The sequence below is a fragment of the Azospirillum sp. B506 genome, assembly GCF_000333595.1.
Classification (GTDB): domain Bacteria; phylum Pseudomonadota; class Alphaproteobacteria; order Azospirillales; family Azospirillaceae; genus Azospirillum.
In genome coordinates this window covers 1-17,396 of record NZ_BADK01000843.1, presented here as the reverse complement: position 1 = coordinate 17,396, position 17,396 = coordinate 1, and the positions used below count along the sequence as shown (strand labels likewise).

Genomic DNA, 17,396 nt, shown 5'->3' with positions numbered 1-17,396 from the left:
CAGGCAGCCGCCGACCCACACCCCGACCGCCAGTGACAGCAGCTCTGGTGCATTGACCAGTTCCACCGTCAGGATGATCGAGGCGAGGCTGCCGGCGACCGTCCCGGCGACACGATACACCGCCTTAGACCGCACGGTTCCCGACAGCGGGCTCGACACCACATAGGCGGTCAGCATCGCCCAGAAGGGGCGCGGCAACCCCATGCCGAACGCGATGTAGAGCGCCAGCATGGAGGCCGCGAACGACTTCAGCGAGAAGACCAGCTCGTTCAGGGAAGGGGCTTTGGGCATCGGGGCGCGCTCACTGCCCGGCTGGCAGCTGGGCGACCTTCGGCGTACGGTCGGGAGCGCCCGTCACCGACACCGTGGCGGTCCGTCCGGCGACCAGTTGCAGGCTGTCCGGCACGTCGTCCAGCGCGATGCGCACGGGGATGCGCTGGGCCAGCCGCACCCAGTTGAAGGTCGGGTTGATGTTGGCGACCAGCCCGGTTCCCTCCGCCCGGTCGCGGTCGACGATGGCGCGGGTGATGCTGTCGACCCGGCCGTGCAGGTCCGCGGCGGCCCCCATGATCCGGACTGTGACCGGAGCGCCGACATGGATGCGCGGCAGCTTGGTCTCCTCGAAATAGCCCATGACATAGAAGGAGTGGCTGTCGATCAGCGCCACCACCGCCTGACCCGCAGCGACATAGTTGCCCGTCTTCAGCTGCAGGTTGGTCACATAGCCGTCCACGGTCGCCTTGACCTCCGTCCGCTCCAGGTTGAAGCGGGCGAGGTCGAGCGCCGCCTCGTTCTGCTTGGCGGCAGCAGCAGCCTTGGCCATCGCCGACATCACCTCCTGCCGCTGGGCGGTGGAGACGACATTGTTGCCCAACTGCTCGTAACGGCGCGCTTCGGCGGTGCGATAGGCCAGTTCGGCCCTGGCGCTGTCCAGGTTGGCCTGGGCCTGCTCCACCGCCAGCCGGTAGCGGCCCGGATCGACGACGAACAGCACGTCGCCCTTGTGGACCAGCTGGTTGTCGGCCACCCGCACGTCGGTCACCAGTCCGGCGACGTCGGGAGATACCTGGACGATGTCAGCGCGGACGCGGCCGTCGCGGGTCCACGGCTCGTTCATATAATAATCCCACAGCCAAAGCCCGCCACCGACCGCCGCCGCGGTCACCAACAGGGTTACGGCGATCCGGGCAACGGTCCGGAAGAAAGGAAGGAATGTCACGGTCTTGGTTCCTCGATCACCGCACAGGTACGGATGGCGGCGCAGCCCGCCCGGTGCGGGTCATGGCGCACCCACCGGAAACACGGTGCGGTCAGGTCGGTTCACGCTTGGCGTTGGCTTCGATAATGGACAGCACGCGATAACAGGCATCGACGTCGGCCGCGGTCGCGTCTGCCATCAACCGCTGGCGGACATCGTTCAGCGCCTCGTTCACCTGCACCAACAGGTGCCGGCCGGCATCGGTCATGTGCAGCGTCTTCGCCCGGCGGTCGCAGGCATCCTCGCGCCGCTCCAGCAATCCCGCCGCCTCCAGCCCATCCAGAAGACGGACGAGCGACGGACCTTCGACAGCCATTTCCTCCGCCAATTCACGCTGCCGCAACCCGTCGCCGAGCTCTGCCAGCAGCATCAGCGGCGCGATGGCCGATGTGGAAAATCCACTGTCCGCCAGCACCCTGTTGGCCGCCCGCCGCCACAGATGGGAAGCGCGGAACAAGTGCAGGCCGAAATTGGGAGGAAGGCGCAGAGCCTTATCATGTATCATGCCTATTTAATAGTTTTGCTATCTAATTTCGACAAGGGGCAGGACTCGCATTCAGGGTCCCTTTGTCGCATAGCTGGATTGCTGCGATGCGGCATTTCACTAAAATTTCCATAATCAAACTTATGTGCTTTTTACGTGTACGCGCGGTGGGTTCAATTCTGAAGTGCAACTTTCTCGTAATCACACGGCTTTACGGGTCATGAGGGTCAGGATGGAACCCTCCGTCGGTGTCGTCGATGCCTCCTGTGACAACGCCCTGCCCGCTCGACATAAAAAGCGACCTCCGGAAAGTCCAGTGCGGCTGATTCCCTCCACAAGCGAATAAGTCGATGAGGCAATAGTCTGCAACTGATACTATTGGCCAGAAAGAGAAACCTGACGCAGGCTCGAACTGCGACATAACGCAGCATTTTGGATGATTGCGGCCGGATCTACGAGAACTCCGCCTTGCTTGGAAAAAGAACCGGTTGACGGCGCATGCCATTCGGGCCTTCACTTAACAATGCAAGTCATTCTCAACTAGGCAGCTAAAAATGCGCACTCTCACTGGCGTGGCCATTGCCGCGCTCGCCCTTGCCTTGTCTCCAGCAGCCTTGGCCAAGGAATATCCGATCGGCAAGCCTCAGGAGAAGGCAGGCATGGAAATCGCCGCGGTCTACCTGCAGCCGATCGAGATGGAGCCGGCCGGCATGATGACTCCGGCCAAGGACGCCGACGTCCACATGGAAGCGGACATCAAGGCGACCAAAAGCAATGTCAATGGCTTCGCCAAGGGTGATTGGATTCCCTACCTCGTCATCAGCTATGAAGTTACCAAGGATGGCCAAACCGTCGCGAAGGGTGACTTCATGCCCATGGTCGCCAACGACGGACCGCATTATGGCGAGAATGTGAAGCTTGCCGGCCCCGGCAAATACACGGTCAGCTATCGCATCTCCCCGCCGACGGCCTCACACAACAGCCATTTCGGGCGTCATGTGGATAAGGAAACCGGCGTCAAGCCCTGGTTCGATCCCTTCACCGTAACCAACGATTTCGTCTATACCGGAACGGGTAAGAAGGGTGGCTACTAAGCTGCAAATCATGCGGACACGGGCTTTGCGCCCGTGTCTGGCACTCGCCACGGCACTCGTTCTGAGTGCTGTGGCCTCACCCGCACTGGCCGGTGACGATCCCACCTTCGTCATCGAATTCAATGACGGAACGATGAGCCCGCACCGTTTGGAGGTCCCGGCCGACACACGCATCGAGTTGAAGCTGGTCAACAAGGGCAAGACACCGGCTGAATTCGAGAGCCTGCCGTTGCGCAAAGAGAAAGTTCTGGCTCCGGAATCTGAATCCTTCATGGTTATCAAAGGCTTGGACCCCGGGGAGTATTCCTTCTTCGACGACTTCCACCCGGAAGCGCCGCCGGCTGTTCTGGTTGCCAGGTAACGCCTGGGGCGTAGGAGGAATGAAGGGATGAATGCACAACTTGGCGCTATCGCCTTTGTCGTGTGGCGGGAAAGCGTGGAAGCGCTGCTCGTCATCGGCATCCTCGATTCCTGGTTGCTGGCTCGGGTCGCCAATCCGCAGCGCCCCCGCCGTTTTCTGTGGAGCGGCGTGGCCGCCGGACTGGCCGTGGCGTCGTTCCTCGCCATCACGCTCACCGGCCTGGGCGACCTGCTTTCGGAAGACGCGCAGCAGGCCTATCAAACGGTCACCGTGCTCATCGCCACCATCCTTATCGTCCAGATGCTGGTGTGGATGCGCCGTCACGCTCGCACCATGAAACGAAGCCTGGAGATGACCCTCGACAAGGCGGTGGAACGGCGGAAGTCTTGGGGCGTGTTTGTTCTCGCCCTCATCGCGGTGGCCCGTGAGGGCAGCGAGACGGTGATTTTCCTTTACGGCATGCTGTCGGCCGGCGCGGGTGGCTCCCTGACCGGCGGCGTTATCGCAGCCCTGGCCGGAATCGGCATGGCGATGCTGACCTATGGCCTGCTGCGTCTGGGCGGCAAGCGCATGCCGTGGCAGCTGTTCTTCGGCATCACCGAGGTGATGCTGATGTTCCTTGCCGCCGCACTGCTGATGACCGGCATCGACGGCCTGATCGATCTGGGCATCCTGCCCAGGCTTTCACGCGGGCTGTGGAACAGCTCCTGGCTCATCTCGGACGGAAGTGCCGGCGGAGGATTCATCTCCTCGCTGACCGGCTACCGGGCGCAGCCCAACCTGATGGAGTTGATTGCGTACATCATCTTCTGGACGGTGGTCCTGGGACTGCTCCACCTCCGCCGTCCACTGGGCAAATCGGCCATGACCTGACGGATCTCCCAGGACAGATCGCTGTCCCGGCATCGTCGGTCCGTGCAAATGAAGACATCGATCATGAGGTCAGAAATCGACATTTCCGACGAGGGCCGGAAGACCGCAACGCCGGTATCCGACAGTCGCCTCCCTGTGGTCCAGGCGATCGAATCCCTCTTCGTTACGCATCGCCGCCATGTGAAGTGGCTACAGGCGACGATGCTCCTTGTGTTCCTGATCGTGGTGGCCCTGCCGGCGCTGTTGCCCGAATCAGCGCCGGAAGCGACGGCATGGACCGATCCGCGACTGGCGCTGAAATTCCTTCTCTGGGGCATCTGGTTCCCCCTGGTGTTTCTGACGGTGATCGTCGTCGGACGGATGTGGTGCGGCGTCCTTTGCCCGATGGGGGCTGCCTCCGAATTCGCCAACCGCTTCGGCCTGCAACGCTCCATTCCTGCCTGGATCCGTTGGGAAGGCACACCGGCCATCAGCTTCATCGTAACGACGCTGCTCGGCCAAACGCTCGGCGTGCGCGACCACCCGGAGGCGGCGGCGGGACTCTTCGGCATCACCATGCTGCTGGCCATTCTGACCGGACTGGTCTATGGGCGCGGCAAGCGGGTGTGGTGCCGCCATCTGTGCCCGATCGGGCGGGTGCTGGGCCTGTACTCCCGTCTCGGCACCGTGCAGTTCGCGCCGCGCCGGCGGTTGCCCGGCAATCAGGAATACACCGAACGGGGCGTCTGCCCGACGATGATCGACATTGCCCGCAAGACAGAATCCCGCCACTGCATCGCTTGCTTCCGCTGCGTCAATCCCTCCGCCACGGGAGGCATGAAGCTGGAACTCCACCATCCGGGCAAGGAGGTCGAGAGGATCCGCGACCACCATGCAAACAAGGCGGAGACGTGGTTCCTTTTCCTGGACACCGGCGTCGCACTCGGAGGTTTCCTGTGGCTGGTGCTGCCCCTGTATCAGGATATGCGCCAAGCCTTGGGCGAATGGGCGCTCGACCATGGTTGGGACTGGTTGACCCGGATCGGTCCGTCCTGGCTGATGGTGGTCCACCCCGAACGTGGCGAAACCTTCCTGTGGCTCGACTTCGCCACGATTATCGGCTTCATGCTCGGTTGCATGCTGGTGTTGACGATGATCCTGGGAGCGATCACCGCCCTTAGCGCCAAACTGGCCCGTCAAGCCGGTGCGGACGGGAGTTTCAGTCGCTGCTTTACGGAATTGGGCTATCAATATTCCCCGGTTGCACTGATGTCGTTGTTCATCGGACTCGGTGCTGAGTTGCTGGCCCCGTTGCGCTACGGACCCTTCGGAGACTTCGGCGTACATGCCATTCGCGGTGGCCTCTTCGCCATGGGCATCGTCTGGAGCGTGTTGCTGGGCTGGCGCATCCTGGAGCGGCAAGGCGTTCCCGCCGCCAAACGAGGTTTCCCGCTTCTGCCCGGTCTGGTCGGCAGCTTGCTGGTCGGCATTGGCTGGTGGCCGGCCATTTTCGGGCTGTGATCCCAACGGCGTCAGGCGTCGGTGGGTTTCGATGGCCCCAGGCGGGATGGGTCGGTTATGCGACGACATCGCTGTCGGTCGCACGATAGGCCGGCAGATAACCGACGAGCGCCTCGATGGCCGACTGCTCGGGCGACAGGTCGCCAAAACCTACCCGATGCGCCCTGGCAAGCGGACATGACTGCTCAATCTCCGGATTGGATCATGGTGAGCATTGGGGTTGGGTACTGGGGAAGGACCACCGGGGTGCCAGCGGCCTGCGTCACGGCGAACGGCACACCTTAGGCTTGCCGGAGCAGGGAAGAGATCAGGGCCACCCCGACACCGAGTGAGAGGTGGGTCTCGGCACTCGGCCGGGCTTGTGAATAGTGAACCGGTACACCGGCCAGCAGCGACAGTCAGGGGGCGGCGGCCTGCGGCGACAGGGCGGCGATCTGATCGGGATCGGAAAGCGCTTGAAGAGATTGGTCGCCGTACACCCTGCCCTTGCCGCCAGCGGACCGGCGCTGACATGCCCAATCGGCTGTTCGAGCGGGCCTCCGCGCGGACGGCTGCCCGTTCTCGGCGGTTCGAGAAAGCGAGAACCGGTTCAAGTCTGCGATCTCATCAGCACAGCGGCGGGTCTGACAAAACTCTTGCGGCCACGCTTGAACCCCATGACGGGTGCCGCTATTCCACCGAAGGCATCGGCCTCGTCAACCGCATCGAGCACGATCAGGTCCGCCCGCCCGCCGACCATGATCCCGTAGTCTGCAATCCGCATCAGCCGCGCAGCCCCGGTCGAGATCGTATCGATGCACTCGCCGAAGTTCTCAGGTCCCAGATGCATAAGGTTCGCGTAAAGATTTGCGATCCGGATCAATGAACCATCACCGAAGGGCGTGAAAGGATTCAGGACGTTGTTCGTCGCAACCGAAACGGTCACGCCACCATCCGCCAGCAGATGGACTGGCGCCACGCCACGCGGGGCGCGATGCTTCCGATCGCGCCCGTTGAGATAGAGATCCGTCGCCGGCAGGGCCGTCACTGCCACGCCGGCCGCGGCCAGCAGGGCGATCATCCGCTCCAGCGCCGCATCGTCGAGGACCGCGAGCTTGGTGGCATGGCCGACGGCGACCCGCCCCTGCCAGCCGGCCGCCATCGTCCGCCGGCAGATTTCCTCCAGATGGGACCAGGCAGGATCGAGATCGAAATCCAGATGGAAATCCAGGTCGACGTCATGCGCCACCGCCAGGGCAAAGATCCGCTCCATCTGCAGGGACGGATCGGCATCGGTGTAGGGGCAGCCGCCCAGGAGATCGGCCCCGTCCGCCAGCGCCTGGGTCAGCAACCCTTCGACCTCAGGGTCGTGGGTCATCCCCTCCTGCGGGAAGACACAGATCGACAGATCGATGGCAAAGGCATAATCCCGCTTGAGCCGCTTCATCGCCTCGAAACTGCGCAGGCCGACCAGCGGATCCAGTTCCACATGGGCCCGCATGAACATGGTGCCTTGTGTGATCGCACGCTCCAGGGTGCGGGCGCCGCGAGCGTAGACATCCTCGGTCGTGAAAGCCCTTTTCAGGCCGGAAACCGCGGCGATTGCTCCCTTCAATCCGCCGCCGGCATCGCGGCACCGGCACAGCAGACAGGATTTGTCGAGATGGATGTGTGTGTCCACCAGCCCCGGCAGGACGACGCGCCCGCCGACATCCTCCTCGTGGATGGCGGTACCGGCCAGGCCAGGGCCGATGGCGGCGATCCTGTCCTGCCTGACCGCGATATCCTGCAAGCCCTTCCCTCCCCTTAGGCGGACGTTGCGCAGGAGAAGATCGAAGCTGTGATTCGTCGACATTTCAAACCCGGCGTGTCATTTGCATGCTATATTCGTATGCACTTTTGATACCAACATGTCGGCACCTTTGGAGGTCCAGATGAGCGAGATGACGGAACGCGATCTACAGGCGGTGAAGGATTATCTGGAGGCGTCCATGGCCCCCGATCCCGTCCGTGCAGCGACCTATGTCGCGCCGGGCTTCATCTGCCGCTTTACCGGGCATCGCGTGTTCGACACCCCGAGCGGCCCGACCGGCTTCAACGCCGCCCGCTACAAATGGGTGAAAAAGCGGATCGAGCGCTATGACGTGGTGCCGGGGGAAACGGAAACCATCGTCTACAGCCTTGGTTACCTGTACGGCGCTTGGCCGGACGGCACGCCCTTCGACAACAACCGCTATATCGACCGCTTTGTGGTGCGGGACGGGCTGATCGTCGAAACCGATGTCTGGAACGACAGCGCCGAATGGATTCTCGATCCCTCCTGCGCCCGCTGATCGCCAGTCGCCAATCGTTGGTTCTGGCGCCCTTATTCGGCATAGGGCGCCAGGATGTCCATCAGGCTGCGGCTCCTGGCACCGGAACTTTGCAGCAGCGCGCGGGACGCTACGGCCTCAAGATGCTCCTCCATCAGGGTGCAGGCCTTCTCGACGGGACCGGTCCGGAGGGCCTCGATCAGTTCGAGATGCTCGCTGACCGCGCAGTCCGACGAATGGGGGCGGCTGAAGACCGCCAGCGACAGTCCGGCGCGGTAGCAGATCTCGGTCACGTAGCGGATCAGAACCGGCTTGCCGGTCATCTCCGCCAGCCTGACATGGAATTCCGTCGCAAGGCGGATCGAAATCCCCTCGGCGCCATGCCGGGCCTGATGTTCGGCTTCGACCATGGACTTCAACTGCTTCACCTGGGCCTCGGTCAGCTTGCCGGCCAGATGGCGGACGACCTGACGCTCCAGATCGACACGAATGTCGAAGATGTCGCGGGCATCCTCGAAGGACGGCACGGCGACCACGGCGATGCGGTTCCGGCGCAGATCGACGAGCCCTTCCGCCGCCAGCTGCCCAAGCGCGCTGCGGGCGATGGTCCGGCTGACGCCGAAGCGTTCACCCAGCGAATCCTCGGGCAGCCGGTCTCCGGGCAACAGCGCCCGCTCGATGATCGCACGCCGCAGGGCGATGCAGATCGCCGCAACACGGTCGCCCCCGGTTCTCCCTGAACGCTTTTCCTCGCGCTTTTCCTCGGACATCACCGCCCCCGCCTGCCTGGCATTCCATAAGCGAGGCCGGCCGGGATTGCAACGCACCAAGTGCCGCATTTGAATGCAGTGGCATCGCCTGATTGCACAGAATAAATGCATGCTAAAACTGTATGCATTTTGCAATGCCATATCTGACGTATCTCGCTGCAGTCTGGCGCGTGCGGGGAAGCTGGCACACCCGTTGCGTACAAATTTTGCCGATCCGTCACGAGGTGCGCCGCATGTCTCCATCCCACGCAGGCCAGCGAGGCCTCTCTTCCATCGCCGCCGGGTTCTATGCGAGGGAAGCGAGATGACCGCCGCCCGGCCGGGAATGGTCACCAGTCCGCATCCCCTGGCCTCCGAAGCCGGAGCCGCCATTCTGGCGCGGGGCGGGACCGCCATCGAAGCGGCGGTCGCCATCGCTGCCTGCCTGTCCGTCGTCATGCCGCATTTCTGCGGGATCGGCGGCGATGCCGTCTGGCTGGTGGCCGACCGGCAGGGGCGGCAGCGCTGTTTCCTCGGCATTGGTCAAGCGGCGGAGACTCTGCCGGTCTATAAAGCCGCGATTCCGCTGCGCGGCCCCGCCTCGACCGTCACCTCGGCCTGTGCGGTCGACAGTTGGGGCCATGCCCTTGCCTACAGCGCCGCTCACTGGGGCGGCACAAGGCCATTCGCCGACCTCCTCGCTCCGGCCATCGCCCTGGCCCGGGATGGCTATGTCCCCAGCCGCTCGCAGCATTTCTGGTTCGATTTCCGCCGCGACGAGATCCCGCAGTGGGGCAACTTCGCGGATCATTTCAGCGCAGTCCCCGGCGCTCCGTTCACCCAGCCCGGTCTCGCCCACAGCCTCTCCCTGCTGGCCGAGGATGGATACCGGTCCTTCTATGACGGGAGGCTCGGAAAGCTGCTGGCCGAGGGATTGGCCGCCGCAGGTTCCCCTCTCGGTGCCGCCGATCTGGCAGCAACGCGGACACGGGAGGAGACACCGGCCAGCCTGGACTATCGCGGGCTGACCCTGCTGGCCCCGCCGGCACCGACCCAGGGCTTGTCCACGCTGGCGATCATGGGCATTCTCGCCCACTTCGATCTGGCGGCGCTGCTCCCCACCAGTCCGTTGCGGTACCACCTGCTGGTCGAGGCGGTGAAGCAGGCCTTCCTGGACCGGCCGCTCATCGCCGATCCCCATCGGTCGGAGCCGGCGCCCTGGGGCTTCCTCGACCCTCAGCGTCTTGCCGCCAAGGCTGCCGCCATCGATCCGGAGCGCGCACTGGACTGGCCCCACCCCTACCAGCATGGCGACACCGTCTTCTTCGCAGCCACCGACGAGCAGGGGCGCTGCGCCAGCGTTCTGCAGAGCACATATTTCGACTGGGGCAGCGGGATGGCGGTCGGCGACACCGGAATCCTCTGGCAAAACCGTGGCGCGGCATTCTCGACCGTCCCCGGCGACCGCAACGAGATCCAACCCGGCAAGCGGCCCTTCTACACCCTGAACCCCGGCATCGCCCTCAAGGCTGGGGAACCGCATCTTCTCTATGGGACACAGGGCGCCGACGGCCAGCCGCAAAGCCTGTCCGTGCTGCTCACCGGCCTGATCGATTACGGCATGACGCCGGAGGAGGCGCTTGCCCAGCCCCGATTCCTTCTGGGAAAGACATTTTCCGACAGCCACGACAGCCTCAAGATCGAGGCATCCCTGGGCGAGGCCGCAATCGAGGCGCTTGCCGCGCTGGGACATGAGGTGGCTCCCCTCCCGGCCCTGTCGCCGATCTTCGGTCAGGCGGGTGTCATCGGCCTCGGCAATGCAGATTCCCCTCAAGGTGCCCACGACCCGCGTGGCGAAGGCAAGGCGGTGCGGCCCCAGGCGATCCGGTGAACGCCCCGCCCTGCTCTTTCCGTTTCCAATGGGTCAGTGGCTAATCATCCACGGCCTTGCGGTCGGAAACCCCTTCGCCCCATCAGGGGTGCGCAGCACCGACCGCCCTTTTCCGCCACCGCTTCCGCAACCGCAGCCAGGGCCGTGCTTATGCTTCGGCCCGACCTCCGACAACAGGCCCGGCCGGTCGGCGCTGCGCTCGTTGGTGGCGTGCGCCGTTCGCGTCGCGGCCGAGACTGTCGAAAAGGCTGGCGTCCTGCGGATCACCCGTGGCGACGGTACCTCGCAGGTGGGGCAGGGCTGCGGCAGACTGCTTTCCGCCATCGGCCGCATCTCGGTGAAGTCGCCGCAGGTCGGGCACTCGTAATCGTACATCGGCATGGCGCATGCCTCCTCCGTTTGCCGGTTACACGCGGTCCGGCGCAATCGGCATGTCGACGTCGCCACTGATGAACTTGGTCGGGCCGTCGGCGTTCGGGCTGATGTCGAAGTCGAAGATCTGCGTCGGCAGGAACAGAGTGGCGCAGGCGTTGGGCACGTCGACGACACCGCTGATGTGGCCCTGCACCGGAGCGGTGCCGAGGATCGAATAGGCCTGGGCGCCGGAATAGCCGAACTTCTTCAGATATTCGATGGCGTTCAGGCAGGCTTGGCGGTAGGCGACATGGACGTCCAGGTAATGCTGCTCACCCGCCTCGTCGACCGAGATGCCCTCGAAGATCAGATAGTCGTTGTAGGTCGGGACGATGGGGCTCGGCTTGAAGATCGGGTTCTTGATCCCGTACTTCGCCATGCCGTCCTTGATCAGGTTGACCTTCAGATGCGCCCAGCCCGCCATTTCGATGGCGCCGCAGAAGGTGATCTCGCCGTCACCCTGGCTGAAATGCAGGTCGCCCATCGACAGGCCGGCGCCCTTCACATAGACCGGGAAATAGATGCGCGAGCCGCGCGACAGATCCTTGATGTCGCAATTGCCGCCATGCTCGCGCGGCGGCACGGTACGGGCGCCCTCCGCCGCCGCCTTGTCCCGGGCCTCACCCTTCAGCCGGCCCATATGGGCGGTCGGGGCGTAGGGCGGGTTGGCGAGGCCGGGAACCCGGGTCGGATTGGTGTCGATCAGCGCCTGCTCGCGCTTGTTCCACTTGGCCAGCAAGTCGTGCGAGGGCAGGCAGCCGATCAGGCCGGGATGGATCAGCCCGGCGAAACGGACGCCGGGGATGTGGCGCGACTTGGTGAACATACCCTCGAAGTCCCAGATCGACTTCTGGGCCAACGGGAAATGCTCGGTCAGGAAGCCGCCGCCATTCTGCTTGGAGAAGAAGCCGTTGAAGCCCCACTGCTGCTGCGGGAAGGCGCCGATGTCCAGCAGGTCGACCACCAGCAGGTCGCCCGGCTCCGCTCCCTCGACTCCCACCGGGCCGGACAGGAAGTGAACCTGGCTGAGATCGACGTCGCGCACGTCGGCGGCATCGTCGTCGTTTTTGATCTGGCCGCCGGTCCAGTCGTAGCATTCCAGGATGAAATCGTCGCCCGGCTTCACCGTCACCGCCATCGGGATGTCCGGATGCCAGCGGTTGTGGATCATGTCGTTCTCGTAGGGGGACTGCGACAGGTCGGCCTTGATCAGGGTGTCAGCCATGGATTGCTCTTCCTTCTTCGTGGACTGATTTCAAGGAATGGGAAATATCGGCGGTCAGACCGACAGCAGCCGTGCCACCTTCGCCTCGTCGATGGCACCGCGGCTGTCCTCATGGACGATCTCGCCGTTCTCGATCACCAGCACCCGGTCGGCGATGTCGAGCGCGAAGCTCAGCACCTGTTCCGACACGATGATGCTCAACCCTCTCTCGTCGCGGATGCGGCGCAGGGTGCGGGCCATCTCGCGGATGATCGAGGGCTGGATGCCTTCGGTCGGCTCGTCCAGCAGCAGGACCTTCGGCTTGGTCGCCAGGGCGCGGGCGATGGCGAGCTGCTGCTGCTGGCCACCCGACAGGTTGCCACCGCGCCGGCCCTTCATCTCCAGCAGCACCGGGAACAGCTCGTAGAGATCCCCCGGCACATTGCGCCCGCCATGCACGGTCAGACCGGTCTCGATGTTCTCCTGCACGGTCATGGCCGGGAAGATCATGCGGCCCTGGGGGACATAGGCGACGCCCTGCGCCACCCGCTCGTAGCTTTTCAGGCCGGTGATCTCGCTGTCGCCGATGCGGACCGCGCCAGACCGCGCCGGCACGATCCCCATCAGCGACTTCATCAGCGTCGTCTTGCCCATGCCATTGCGGCCCATGATGGCGACGATCTCGCCCGGTGCCACCGTGAAGTCGAGGCCGTGCAAAACCTCGCTCTCGCCGTAGGACACGCGCAGTTGGTTGACGGACAGCATGTCGGTTCCTCCGGTCAATGGCCCAAATAACTCTGGCCCGAATGAATCAATGGCCGAGATAGACTTCGATCACCTTGGGGTCGGTCTTCACCCGCTCCATGCTGCCTTCCGACAGGATCTTCCCCTGGTGCAGAACGGTGACGCGGTGGGCAATGTCCTCGACGAACTTCATGTCGTGTTCGATCACCAGCACCGAGCGGTTCTGGATGATCTTGTTGAGAAGCTCGGCGGTCTTCCTGCGCTCGTTGACGCTCATGCCGGCGACCGGCTCGTCCAGCATCAGCAGTTCCGGATCCTGGATCAGCAGCATGCCGATCTCCAGCCACTGCTTCTGCCCGTGGCTGAGATACTCGGCGCGCTGGTCGAGATGGTCGGCCAGGAAGATCATTTCGGCGATCTCCGCCACCCGCTCGCGCACCGCGGCGTCGCGCTTGAAGGCGAGCGCGCCGAACACGCTGCGGCCGCGGGGGTAGGAGATCTCCAGATTCTCAAACACCGTCAGGTCGTCGTAGATCGACGGATTCTGGAACTTCCGCCCGACCCCGGCCTTGACGATCTGGTGCTCCTTCATCGCCGTCAGTTCCCGGTTGCGGAACTTGATGGAACCGCCGGACGCCCTGGTCCGTCCGCAGATCAGGTCGAGCACCGTGGTCTTGCCGGCGCCGTTCGGACCGATGATGACGTGGATCTCGTTGCTGTCGACGTAGAAGGACAGGTCGTTGACCGCCTTGAACCCGTCGAAGGAGACGGTCAGCCCTTCGACCGCCAGCAGGTAATCGGTGGAATTCGCCATGGGATCCGTCCCTCCTCAATCGGCGGCGGTGTGCGGCGGGATGATCGGGGTGCCGGCTCCGGACGCCGTACGGGGCAGCAGGCGGCCAAGCCTGGGGGCGATGAATTGCTGGTAGAGCCCGGCCAGCCCGTTGGGGAACACCATCACCACGCCGATGAACAGCGCGCCCATGGCGAACAGCCACAACTCCGGGAAGCTTTCCGACAGCATCGTCTTGGCCCAGTTGACCAGCAGCGTGCCGTAGACCGCGCCCAGCAGCGACAGCCGGCCGCCGACCGCGCAGTAGATGACCATCTCGATCGACGGCACGATGCCGACGAAGGACGGCGACATGAAACCGACCTGGAGCGTGAACATCGCGCCCCCCACCGCTGACAGTGCCGCCGCGAAGCAGAAGACGAAGATCTTGAAGTTGGCGACGTCGTAGCCGGAGAAGCGGACCCGGTCCTCTTTGTCGCGCAGCGCCACCAGGATGCGGCCCAGCTTGGAGCGGCGGACATACAGGCACAGCAGGATGCAGCCGATCAGCAGGGCGGCGTTGACGAAATACAGCACCAGCTTCGCCTCGTCGGTGCGGATGTCCCAGCCCTTCAGCGTGCGCAGGTCGGTGATGCCGTTGATGCCGCCGGTGTAGCCCTGCTGGCCGACGATCAGGATGGTCAGGATGGCGGCGAAGGCCTGGGTGATGATGGCGAAATAGACGCCGCCGACCCGCCGCTTGAACATCGCCAGCCCGACGATGAAGGCCAGCAGCGCCGGGACCGCCACCACCGCGACGGTGGCGAAGGTCAGGCTGTGGAACGGCTCCCAGAACCAGGGCAGCGCCTTCAGCTGGTTCCAGTCCATGAAGTCGGGGATGCCGGGGGTGGACTGGATCTTGGTCGCCTCCGGGCTGGAGGCCTCCAGCTTGAGGAACATCGCCATGCAATAGCCGCCGATGCCGAAGAAGATGCCCTGCCCCAGCGACAGGATGCCGGCGCTGCCCCAGCACAGCACGAGGCCGAGCGCCACGAAGGCGTAGGTCAGGTACTTGCCGACCATGTTGAGGCGGAAGATGTCGAGCCCCAGTGGCAGCACGATCACCAGCAGGGCGGCCAGGATCAGAATGCCCGCGATGTCGCCGTCGATGCGCCCGAAAAGGCGATTTTGAGGGGTGCGCGTCATGGAAATGCCTCCTCAGCGGCGGACTTTGAGGACGAACAGCCCCTGCGGGCGCAGCATCAGGATCACGACGACGGTCAGCAGCGTCAGCACCTTGGCGGTCGAGCCGCTGAGGAAGAACTCCAGCGTCGACTGCGCCTGGCTGATGGTGAAGGCCGACGCGATGGTGCCGATCAGGCTCTGGGCGCCGCCGAACACCACCACCAGGAAGGTGTCGACGATGTAGAGCTGGCCGGAGGTCGGGCCGGTCGAGCCGATCATGGTGAAGGCGCTGCCCGCCACCCCGGCGATGCCGCAGCCGAGACCGAAGGTGTAGCGGTCGACCTTCTCGGTGTTGATGCCGACGGCGCCGGCCATCACCCGGTTCTGCATCACCGCCCGCACGCCCTGGCCCCAGCGCGACCGGAACATCACTGCATAGATCACGATGGTGATGGCGATGGTCAGGCCCATGACGAACAGGCCGTTGATCGGCACCTCGATGGTGTCGGTGACGGCGACCGATCCCATCAGCCAGTCGGGCAGCACCACGCCGACCTCGCGCGCGCCGAAGACGGAGCGGAAGATCTGCTGGAGGATCAGGCTCAATCCCCAGGTCGCCAGCAGCGTGTCGAGCGGGCGGCGGTAGAGAAAGCGGATCATTCCCCATTCGACCAGCATTCCCAGCGCGCCGCTGGCGAGGAAGGCCAGCGCCATGGCGATGAAGAAATAGGCCGGGAACAGTGCCGGCACGGTGCTGGAGATGAAGTTGGAGCAGAGATAGGTCACATAGGCGCCGAGGATCATGAACTCCCCGTGCGCCATGTTGATGACGCCCATCTGCCCGAAGATGATGGCGAGGCCCAACGCCATCAGCACGAAAACGGAAAACAGGATGAGCCCTGCGAATCCCTGCATGGCAAAGATCGACCCGAGCTCGGCCAGGCTGTAGCCCTCGAACATGATGGGAACTCCCGTCAGAGAGGCCCCCGCTCCGGCCCGCCGCCGTAGGACGGGGAAAGGCCGGAGCGGGGGCAGGTCCAGCCCCGCCGCCGCTTACTGGTAGCCCTTGGGGAACGGGTTCGGCTCGATCAGGTCGGCGGTCTCGAAGACGACGTCGAACTGGCCGTCGGTGCGGGCGCGGCCGACGCGCGTCTTGCTCCACAGGTGGTGGTTCTCGTGGATGCGGACATAGCCTTCCGGCGCGCCGGTGAACTCGATGCCCGGCGACGCGGCGGCGATCTTGTCGATGTCGAAGCTCTTGGCCTTCTCTGCCGTCAGCTTCCACAGCCAGGGGCCGAGATATCCGGCCTGGGTGACGTCGCCGATCACGCTCTCCCCGCCCCACATCTTCTTGAAGGCGGCGACGAACTTCTCGTTGTTGGGGTTCTTCAGCGACTGGAAATACTTCATGCAGGCATAGGCGCCGGCGATGTTCTCGCCGCCGATGCCCAGCATCTCGTCCTCGGTGACGGAGATGGTCATCAGCGTCTGCTTGTTCAGGTCGATGCCGGCCGCCTTCAGCTGCTTGTAGAAGGCGACGTTCGAGCCGCCGACGACCGAGGCGTAGATCACATCCGGCTTGGTCAGCTTGATCTTGTTGATGACCGAATTGAACTGGGTGTGGCCGAGCGGGAAATACTCCTCGCCGACCACCTTCTGCCCGTGCATCTCGATGTGCTTGCGGGCGATCTTGTTGGAGGTGCGCGGCCAGATGTAGTCGGAGCCGATCAGGAAGAAGCTCTTCGCCCCCTTCTCCTTCGTCACCCAGTCCAGCCCGGCAAGGATCTGCTGCGTCGCTTCCTGCCCGGTGTAGATCACGTTCTTCGACTGCTCCAGCCCTTCGTAGAAGGTGGGGTAATAGAGCATGCCGTTATACTGCTCGAACACCGGCAGCACCGCCTTGCGCGACGCCGACGTCCAGCAGCCGAACACCGCCGCCACCTTGTCCTCGACCAGCAGCTTGCGCGCCTTTTCGGCGAAGGTCGGCCAGTCGCTGGCGCCGTCCTCCTGGATCACCTCGATCTTCCGGCCCAGCACGCCGCCCATCTCGTTGATCTGGGCGATGGCCAGCTTCTCGGCCTGCACCGAGCCGGTCTCCGAGATCGCCATGGTGCCGGTGGTGGAATGCAGGATGCCGACCTTCACCGTGCTGTCGGTGACGGCGAGCTTCGTCGTGTTGACGGCATCGGTCGGCAGCGCCTGGGCCAGCGCGCCGCGCGGCAGCAGGCCGATGGCCGGCAGCGCCGCCATGCCAAGGAGGAGCTTGCGGCGGAGCGGCGAGTGCGCGCCGCGGGAGAGCTTGTCCGCATCGATCTTGTCCGAGGACATGAAACCTCCTGATATTTGGCCGTTGTCGCCCTGCAAAAGCCGTCCGCAACCGGGGACGGCTGTTTTGAAAAGCGTTTTTTCGCCTCGCCGAACGTCACCAGACCGGCCACCGCGATGGGGATCATCAGCGCGCTGAGGGCCAGCAGATAGGTGGGGTACATCCAGGCGGCGGCGCGCAGATGGCGGGGGCTGTCGTTCTCCACCGTCATCACATGGTACATCTGCGGCAGGCAGAGGAAGGCGATGAT

18 protein-coding genes are annotated in these 17,396 nt (G+C 64.2%); 6 read left to right on the top strand and 12 right to left on the bottom strand.

Annotated features, from left to right (window positions below):
• From I71_RS26305 to I71_RS26295, 3 genes are all read right to left on the bottom strand, one after another.
• Positions 1-291, bottom strand: a 291-nt coding sequence (locus tag I71_RS26305; protein WP_042700921.1) for an FUSC family protein, incomplete at its 3' end; no start/stop codon positions are given.
• A 10-nt stretch (positions 292-301) separates the two neighbouring features.
• Positions 302-1,219: an HlyD family secretion protein gene (locus I71_RS26300; protein WP_042700919.1), complete on the bottom strand. Its 918-nt coding sequence runs from the start codon at positions 1,217-1,219 to the stop codon at positions 302-304.
• A gap of 91 nt (positions 1,220-1,310) precedes the next feature.
• Positions 1,311-1,763 carry a MarR family winged helix-turn-helix transcriptional regulator gene (locus I71_RS26295; protein ID WP_049976343.1) on the bottom strand — a complete coding sequence of 151 codons (453 nt, stop codon included), beginning with the start codon at positions 1,761-1,763 and terminating at the stop codon, positions 1,311-1,313.
• Positions 1,764-2,296: 533 nt separating this feature from the next.
• Here I71_RS26295 and I71_RS26290 point away from each other — a divergent pair.
• The 4 genes from I71_RS26290 to I71_RS26275 are packed head-to-tail and all read left to right on the top strand — an operon-like array spanning position 2,297 to position 5,570.
• Positions 2,297-2,836, top strand: coding sequence for an iron transporter (locus tag I71_RS26290; RefSeq protein ID WP_042700917.1), 540 nt, complete (start codon positions 2,297-2,299; stop codon positions 2,834-2,836).
• Entirely contained in the window at positions 2,826-3,197 is a 372-nt protein-coding gene (locus tag I71_RS26285; RefSeq protein ID WP_199902263.1) for a cupredoxin domain-containing protein, read from the top strand. Before I71_RS26290 ends, I71_RS26285 begins: the two co-directional genes overlap by 11 nt.
• 27 nt (positions 3,198-3,224) lie before the next feature.
• The gene (locus I71_RS26280; RefSeq protein ID WP_042700912.1) at positions 3,225-4,070 is read left to right on the top strand and encodes an FTR1 family protein; all 846 of its coding nucleotides are present in this window, start codon (positions 3,225-3,227) and stop codon (positions 4,068-4,070) included.
• A gap of 48 nt (positions 4,071-4,118) precedes the next feature.
• Complete coding sequence (locus I71_RS26275; protein WP_244434063.1) at positions 4,119-5,570, top strand: 4Fe-4S binding protein; 1,452 nt, start codon at positions 4,119-4,121, stop codon at positions 5,568-5,570.
• A 589-nt stretch (positions 5,571-6,159) separates the two neighbouring features.
• Here I71_RS26275 and I71_RS26270 read toward each other — a convergent pair.
• Positions 6,160-7,404 (bottom strand): amidohydrolase family protein, encoded by a 1,245-nt coding sequence (locus tag I71_RS26270; RefSeq protein WP_042700909.1) that lies wholly within the window; start codon positions 7,402-7,404, stop codon positions 6,160-6,162.
• Between the two features lie 79 nt (positions 7,405-7,483).
• On the opposite strand from I71_RS26270, the gene I71_RS26265 reads away from it, so the two are divergent.
• The gene (locus tag I71_RS26265) at positions 7,484-7,882 is read left to right on the top strand and encodes a nuclear transport factor 2 family protein (protein WP_085940788.1); all 399 of its coding nucleotides are present in this window, start codon (positions 7,484-7,486) and stop codon (positions 7,880-7,882) included.
• A 32-nt stretch (positions 7,883-7,914) separates the two neighbouring features.
• On the opposite strand, the gene I71_RS26260 is transcribed toward I71_RS26265, so the two are convergent.
• Entirely contained in the window at positions 7,915-8,631 is a 717-nt protein-coding gene (locus I71_RS26260) for a GntR family transcriptional regulator (protein ID WP_042700903.1), read from the bottom strand.
• Between the two features lie 304 nt (positions 8,632-8,935).
• Here I71_RS26260 and I71_RS26255 point away from each other — a divergent pair, with 304 nt between their 5' ends.
• On the top strand, positions 8,936-10,501 hold the full coding sequence (locus tag I71_RS26255; RefSeq protein WP_042700900.1) for a gamma-glutamyltransferase family protein: 1,566 nt from the start codon (positions 8,936-8,938) through the stop codon (positions 10,499-10,501).
• 33 nt (positions 10,502-10,534) lie between these two features.
• Here I71_RS26255 and I71_RS36490 read toward each other — a convergent pair whose 3' ends face one another.
• The 7 genes from I71_RS36490 to urtA all read right to left on the bottom strand — a co-directional run bounded on the left by I71_RS36490 (position 10,535) and on the right by urtA (position 17,148).
• A complete protein-coding gene (locus I71_RS36490) occupies positions 10,535-10,882 on the bottom strand; it encodes a zinc ribbon domain-containing protein (RefSeq protein WP_042700897.1) in 348 nt (115 codons plus the stop codon).
• Between the two features lie 25 nt (positions 10,883-10,907).
• A complete protein-coding gene (gene fmdA / locus I71_RS26245; protein WP_042700894.1) occupies positions 10,908-12,140 on the bottom strand; it encodes a formamidase in 1,233 nt (410 codons plus the stop codon).
• A 54-nt stretch (positions 12,141-12,194) separates the two neighbouring features.
• Positions 12,195-12,884: an urea ABC transporter ATP-binding subunit UrtE gene (gene urtE / locus I71_RS26240; protein WP_042700891.1), complete on the bottom strand. Its 690-nt coding sequence runs from the start codon at positions 12,882-12,884 to the stop codon at positions 12,195-12,197.
• Between the two features lie 46 nt (positions 12,885-12,930).
• Positions 12,931-13,677 (bottom strand): urea ABC transporter ATP-binding protein UrtD, encoded by a 747-nt coding sequence (gene urtD / locus I71_RS26235; protein ID WP_042700888.1) that lies wholly within the window; start codon positions 13,675-13,677, stop codon positions 12,931-12,933.
• Between the two features lie 15 nt (positions 13,678-13,692).
• The gene (gene urtC / locus I71_RS26230) at positions 13,693-14,841 is read right to left on the bottom strand and encodes an urea ABC transporter permease subunit UrtC (protein WP_042700885.1); all 1,149 of its coding nucleotides are present in this window, start codon (positions 14,839-14,841) and stop codon (positions 13,693-13,695) included.
• 12 nt (positions 14,842-14,853) lie between these two features.
• Positions 14,854-15,780 (bottom strand): urea ABC transporter permease subunit UrtB, encoded by a 927-nt coding sequence (gene urtB, locus I71_RS26225; RefSeq protein ID WP_042700882.1) that lies wholly within the window; start codon positions 15,778-15,780, stop codon positions 14,854-14,856.
• Positions 15,781-15,873: 93 nt separating this feature from the next.
• Positions 15,874-17,148: an urea ABC transporter substrate-binding protein gene (gene urtA, locus I71_RS26220; RefSeq protein ID WP_042700879.1), complete on the bottom strand. Its 1,275-nt coding sequence runs from the start codon at positions 17,146-17,148 to the stop codon at positions 15,874-15,876.
• Positions 17,149-17,396: the final 248 nt, after the last annotated feature.